A 6,000-nucleotide genomic window follows, 5' to 3' on the forward strand; every position below is an offset into this window, starting at 1 on the left:
CCGTCAGGGTGGCGACAGCCGGACCGAGACGGGACAGTGATCGGACAGGCGCGTGGCGTCGTCGCGTCCATTTTCGCGGTACAGCATGACCCGCAGGCTGCCCGGCTGCAGCCAGTCGCGCGCGGGCCCGCCCGCCATGATATGGTCAATGAAATAACTGCCCTGCGCACAGGGGCTGGCGCGTCCCGCGGTTGCCAGCGTAAGCGGGCCATTTTCCGTAAGCGACCGCCAGGCAGGATCGTCGGGCGCGAGCAGGCGGTTGAAATCGCCCATCACGACAAAGGCTTCCCCTTCATCCTGCCGTTCCATGATCCAGTCCTGCACGACCGCGATCTGGCGCAGCAGCGTCCGGCAGACGGGTCGGTTCCGGGTCGTGGCTGACGAATCGCGACATCCCGCCTTCAGATGCACCACCAGGATGCGCAGGCTGTCCGCGCCACTGCCAACCGTCAGGTCAAGCCCGGCCCGCAGGTGACGGGGCGCCGTGGGGGGATAGACATCCAGCGCCGTGACATCTGCATGCCGGACAACCGGCAGGTCCGCACGGACCGCAAGGGCGACTTTCTGCACGACCGTGTCGTCGGATAGGAGGATGCGGTAGCGCGGGGCGGGAAACAGCCTTGCGGCAAGCTGCGCGCTGTCGATTTCTTCCAGCGCCGCGATATCGGGGGCAAGGCGGCGGGCATAATATGCCAGCCGGTCCAGTTCCGCCGCGCTGCGCGGCATGACGTCTGCCGGCAGGGCGGGATCGCCCTGCGGGCGCGTGGTCAGCCAGTCAAGGTTCCATGTGGACAGCTTGAGACTGTCACCGGCCTGTGCCCCGATGGGCAGGACCATGAGCGCAAGGGCCACGGTCAGACGGAAGCCCGCCTGCCTTAACCCCCGCGCAAACCATGGGGCGGGATTACGGCGTGGTGGTGTCGCCAGCCTTTTGTGCCTGCAGCTTGGCAATGGCTTCGTCCACATGGACGAACGTGCGCGACGTTTCATCCAGTACGACAACTTCCCCACTGGCGATGTCATAGAACCATCCCTGCAACGTCAGGGTGCCGCGGGCAACCCCTGCCGCGACGGCGGGATGGGTGCGCAGGTGGGCAATCTGCAGCTGCACGTTCTGCTCGGACAGGCTGCGCACGGTGGCAGGCCCGGCGTCGGACGCTTCCAGCACGGCGCGTGCGGCCTCGGCATTGCGCAGCCAGCTTGCGACGGTGGGCATCCGGGCCAGTTTCGTGGGGTCGGGGTCCAGCAGCGCCTTCATCGCCCCGCAGTTGGAATGGCCGCATACGATGATATGCGAAACCTTCAGCGCGCTTACGGCATATTCAATGGCGGAGGACACGCCGCCCAGCATTTCCCCATAGGCGGGTACGATATTGCCGATATTGCGCAGCACGAACAGGTCGCCCGGCTGGGTCTGCGTGATCATGCTGGGATTTACCCGGCTGTCGGCGCAGGCAATGAACAGCGTATCGGGAGACTGGCTTTCCGCCAGGCTGGCGAACAGTTCGCGGTTTTGCGGAAAGACTTCAGTATTGAAGCGTTCCACGCCATGCAGCAGATCGATAAGGGTATCCCGGGCAGTATGGGTATCGGCCATTGTAAAATCCTGTCACCTGAATGTCCGGATAAAGGGAAATGCGCCCACCGCACGGGCATTGCTGCGCAGTCCGGTAGGTGGGGTAGTATCCCATGCTATCTGTATCATGGAAACACCTGCATGTCACAATTGTTTCTTCATGCGAAGCAGAGGAAATACTATGTAACCACAATATAATTAAGAAACATTCACTTTCTGTATTGAACTGGTGATGGGGAAGGCAGGGGAGTACAGCACAACGGCGCACAGGGTGCGCCGTTGCATATCCGTTCCGTCTTGTCAGCGTGGCGGATCAGGCCGCGCTGTCAGCCTTGCATGGCGGCGCGCACGGCATCGAGGGCCGCGTCCACCCTGCTGGTATCCGGGCCGCCGGCCTGCGCCATGTCGCGACGGCCACCCCCCCCCTTGCCACCCATGGCGGCGCTGGCGGCGCGTACCAGGGTCACGGCATCCACCTTTTCCGCAAGGTCGGGCGTTGCGGCGACCACAATGCTGCCCTTGCCATCCGCCGTGGAAATCAGGGCGATCACACCCGATCCGATTTCCTTGCGCAGGGAATCAGCCAGCGGCTTGAGTTCCTTGGGCGGCAGTTCGCCCACGTTGCGGGCGTCAAGCCTGATGCCATTGACCTCCACAATGGATGCCGCCGACTGGCTGCCCGATGCCAGCTTGCGCTGCAGGTCGGAAATCTGGCGTTCCATCGCCTTGCGTTCCTCCAGCAGCACGGCAAGACGCTCGGGCGCTTCCGCGGGCGGCACGCGCATCATGGCGGCCATCTGGTTCAGACGCTCTTCGGTGGCGACGGTGGCGTTCTGCGCGGCAAGGCCGGTTACGGCCTCGATACGTCGCACGCCCGATGATACGCCGCTTTCGGATGTGATGCGGAACAGGCCGATATCGCCGGTGCGGCGCACATGGGTGCCACCACACAGTTCGATCGACCAGCCCGCGCGCCCGTCCTCGGGGCCGCCCATGGAAACCACGCGGACCTCGTCGCCATATTTTTCACCAAACAGGGCCATCGCACCCTGTTCAATGGCTTCTTCCGGCGTCATGTGACGGGTGGTGACTTCCGTGTTTTCACGGATGCGGGCATTCACCTCGGCCTCGATTTCAGCCAGTTCCTCCGGCGTGATCGGACGCGGCTGGCTGACGTCAAAGCGCAGGCGGTCAGGTGCGTTCAGGCTGCCCTTCTGCGTGACATGATCGCCCAGGCGTCGGCGCAGGGCTTCGTGCAGCAGGTGCGTGGCGGAGTGATGGGCGCGGATGGCGCTGCGGCGGTCATGATCGACCTGTGCCGTGACCGCCATGCCGGGTTTGACCGTGCCTTCAATGACCGTGCCGTAATGCACCAGCAGGTCGCCCAGCTTCTTTTGCGTATCGGTAATGGCGATATGCAGGCCGGGGGCGGTAATGGTGCCGGTGTCGCCCACCTGTCCGCCGCTTTCGCCATAGAACGGCGTCTGGTTCAGCAGCAGGGCGATCCTGGTGCCGGGGCCGGCGCTGTCCACCTGTGCATTGTCCACGACCACGGTCTGGATTTCGGCATCCGATGTTTCGGTGGTGTAGCCAAGGAATTCCGTGGCGCCAAAGGTGTCACGCGCCTCGAACCACACGGTTTCGGTCGCGCTGTCGCCCGATCCGCTCCATGCCGCACGGGCGCGCTTGCGCTGCACGTCCATTGCTTCGTTGAAGCCAGCCACGTCCACGCCGTGGCTGGTGCCACGCAGGGCGTCCTGCGTCAGGTCCAGCGGGAAGCCGAAGGTATCATACAGCTTGAATGCAACGGCACCCGGCAGGGGCGCGCCATCGCCAAGGTGTTCCGTCTCGTCCGCCAGCAGCGACAGCCCACGGTCCAGCATCGCCTTGAAGCGTTCTTCCTCGCCCTTCATCGTGCCTTCGATCAGGGCGCGGGCATGGATCAGTTCGGGATAGGCTTCGCCCATCTGCCGGATCAGCGCGGGAACGAGTTTGTAGAAGGTCGGTTCCGTCGTGCCCATCAGGTGCAGGTGACGCATGGCCCGGCGCATGATGCGGCGCAGGACATAGCCGCGTCCGTCCTTGGACGGCAGCACGCCGTCAGCGATCAGGAACGAGGTGGAGCGCAGATGGTCGGCCACAACGCGGTGGCTGGCATTGAATGGCCCGTCCGGGTCCTGGCCCGTGACTTCGGCCGAGGCCAGGATCAGGGCGCGGAAGGTGTCCGTATCATAATTGTCACGCTTGCCCTGCAGGATGGCGGCAAAACGTTCCAGTCCCAGCCCGGTGTCGATGGACGGACGCGGCAGGGGTGAGCGCGTGCCGGGCGGGTTTTCGAAATACTGCATGAACACGAGGTTCCAGATTTCGGTAAACCTGTCGCCATCCTCATCGGGGGAGCCGGGTGGTCCGCCCGCCACTTCGGGGCCGTGATCGTAGAAGATCTCGGAACACGGGCCACAGGGGCCGGTATCGCCCATGCGCCAGAAATTGTCGGAGGTGGGGATGCGGATGATCCGGTCATCCGGCAGCCCGGCGATCTTGCGCCACAGCGTGGCCGCTTCCTCATCATCGGCATAGACGGTGGTCAGCAGCTTTTCCCTGGGCAGGCCAAAGGTGCCGGTAACCAGATTCCACGCCAGTTCAATGGCTTCCGCCTTGAAATAATCCCCGAACGAGAAATTGCCCATCATCTCGAAAAAAGTGTGGTGGCGGGCGGTATAGCCAACGTTGTCCAGATCGTTGTGCTTGCCACCTGCGCGCACGACCTTCTGCGCCGTGGTGGCGCGGGAATACGGACGCGTTTCCTGTCCGGTGAACACGTTCTTGAACTGCACCATACCAGCATTGGTAAACAGCAGCGTCGGATCGTTGTGCGGCACCAGGGACGAGGACGGCACGATCTGATGCCCGTTCCCCGCAAAATAGTCGAGGAAGGTGGCGCGAATGTCGTTTGTTGTGAACATGGCGGGAAACGGACGATCCTGTATTGAAGGTATGGATGTAAAACCGGTTTCATTCACCTAGCGCACGTAGCGCCGGACCGGAAGTATGAACATGCGTGTTGTGTCCACATGGCGATTGCGTGATGTGTGGGACACGGTAGGGGCAGGCGGTGTCTGGCACATAGGCCCGCGGACCGGTTGTGTCGGAATCGCATACCGCACTGGCGGCCATGTCGGGCATTCGTGTCGCGGAGGTGGAACGGTTGGCCCGCAGGCTCTGATTGATGATGCCCCGGCCGGTCATGGCCGGATGCGGTCACGGCCATGGAGTGCCGTGTACATCGCCGGGATATTTTTTCGGTAAATCTTCTTAAAATGCTTCAGGAAGCGGCACTTTTCCGGAGAAAGGCGGCGTCCCAGAATTTTTATTATTTTTTATCAATGAGCGTTGTCTTGATATGCTGGTGAAGGAACGCAAAACGACGCTGATGCGTGGTTCTGTTACTTCGTCCACCTGCTTTTATACATGCGCATTCCAGATGGGCGGCATATGGATATATTGATGCCATACCACGTCCATCCTGTCGAAACAGGTCGATATGCCAGTCCAATGGATGCCACGTCAGGCAGCCCTGACGGATCATCATGGATCATTTTGTAGGGGAAAATCGGTCGATTGTGCGGAGCAGACAAAGGCATCCGCCAGCAGGGAAGCCGCCCGGCGAACGGGACAGAATTGCGTTATCCGACCTTGCTGCGGGGGTTCGCAACTGCCGTATGGCTGGAAATCGTGTTTTTGACGACGGCGCGTTCGGGCTGGAAGGGAACGATTTCCGCCGTCGGGCGACTGGGAGTGGTGGACCTTGCGGATTCGGAATGGAATACGAGTTTCCGGCTGATATGGAAATTCGCCATCATTCCAGCAACCGCGCCCGCCGCCAGCGCCAGGACCGGATAGGTCTTGAACACGGGGGAGACATGGAACAGCGTGAATACGCACCCACGGTTAAGGAAGAACCCAAGCGAGTTGCCTGCAAGGAAGCGCATCCACTGAATGACAAAATGATGCTGGTTGCCTACGTGCCGGAAGGTCCACAGGCGATTGATCAGCCAGTTGATCGATGCCGCAATGAAATATGCAGCTATGGTTGCAATCGTCAGACCGACAAATGGACGCAGGCTGTAAACCGTCCCCGTATCCCAACATAGCCCGAGCAGTCCAACAATTCCAAACTTCAGGAATTGTGTGATTTTCTGGGAAGAAATATTGGGCAAGACATTATCCTTATGCCGACAGGCAAGGCGACGGGCACATGTGCAGGCCATCATGTGGCGGGGTGGGCTGCATATGGCGAATATGTCATACAGTATAATGCTGGACGGATGAAAGGGGAAAGGAGGCAGATCAAAGCCTCCTTTCTTTTCTTTACATTAATGCAGGATGATCTCGACGCGGCGGTTCTGCGGCTCACGCGTGTC

General features: G+C 61.3%; 5 protein-coding genes. 1 reads left to right on the plus strand and 4 read right to left on the minus strand.

The window, feature by feature from the left end:
• Window positions 1-3: 3 nt before the first annotated feature.
• The 4 genes from B7449_RS16970 to B7449_RS16985 all read right to left on the minus strand — a co-directional run bounded on the left by B7449_RS16970 (window position 4) and on the right by B7449_RS16985 (window position 5,796).
• Window positions 4-852: an endonuclease/exonuclease/phosphatase family protein gene (locus B7449_RS16970; RefSeq protein WP_039735569.1), complete on the minus strand. Its 849-nt coding sequence runs from the start codon at window positions 850-852 to the stop codon at window positions 4-6.
• 52 nt (window positions 853-904) lie between these two features.
• On the minus strand, window positions 905-1,597 hold the full coding sequence (locus B7449_RS16975; protein WP_039735570.1) for a carbonic anhydrase: 693 nt from the start codon (window positions 1,595-1,597) through the stop codon (window positions 905-907).
• Window positions 1,598-1,902: 305 nt separating this feature from the next.
• Entirely contained in the window at window positions 1,903-4,542 is a 2,640-nt protein-coding gene (alaS, locus tag B7449_RS16980) for an alanine--tRNA ligase (RefSeq protein ID WP_039735571.1), read from the minus strand.
• A gap of 720 nt (window positions 4,543-5,262) precedes the next feature.
• Window positions 5,263-5,796 carry a GtrA family protein gene (locus B7449_RS16985; protein ID WP_039735572.1) on the minus strand — a complete coding sequence of 178 codons (534 nt, stop codon included), beginning with the start codon at window positions 5,794-5,796 and terminating at the stop codon, window positions 5,263-5,265.
• A gap of 12 nt (window positions 5,797-5,808) precedes the next feature.
• Between B7449_RS16985 and B7449_RS22205 the strand changes: the two genes are divergently transcribed.
• Window positions 5,809-6,000: hypothetical protein (locus B7449_RS22205; RefSeq protein WP_209426775.1), on the plus strand; the 192-nt coding region annotated here is incomplete at its 3' end.

The sequence above is a fragment of the Komagataeibacter intermedius TF2 genome (assembly GCF_000964425.1).
Taxonomy (GTDB): domain Bacteria; phylum Pseudomonadota; class Alphaproteobacteria; order Acetobacterales; family Acetobacteraceae; genus Komagataeibacter; species Komagataeibacter intermedius.

Excerpts from the sequence above, each read along its gene's own strand:
- B7449_RS16975 (WP_039735570.1), bottom strand. The coding sequence starts at position 1,597 with ATGGCCGATACCCATACTGCCCGGGATACCCTTATCGATCTGCTGCAT.
- alaS (WP_039735571.1), bottom strand. The coding sequence starts at position 4,542 with ATGTTCACAACAAACGACATTCGCGCCACCTTCCTCGACTATTTTGCG.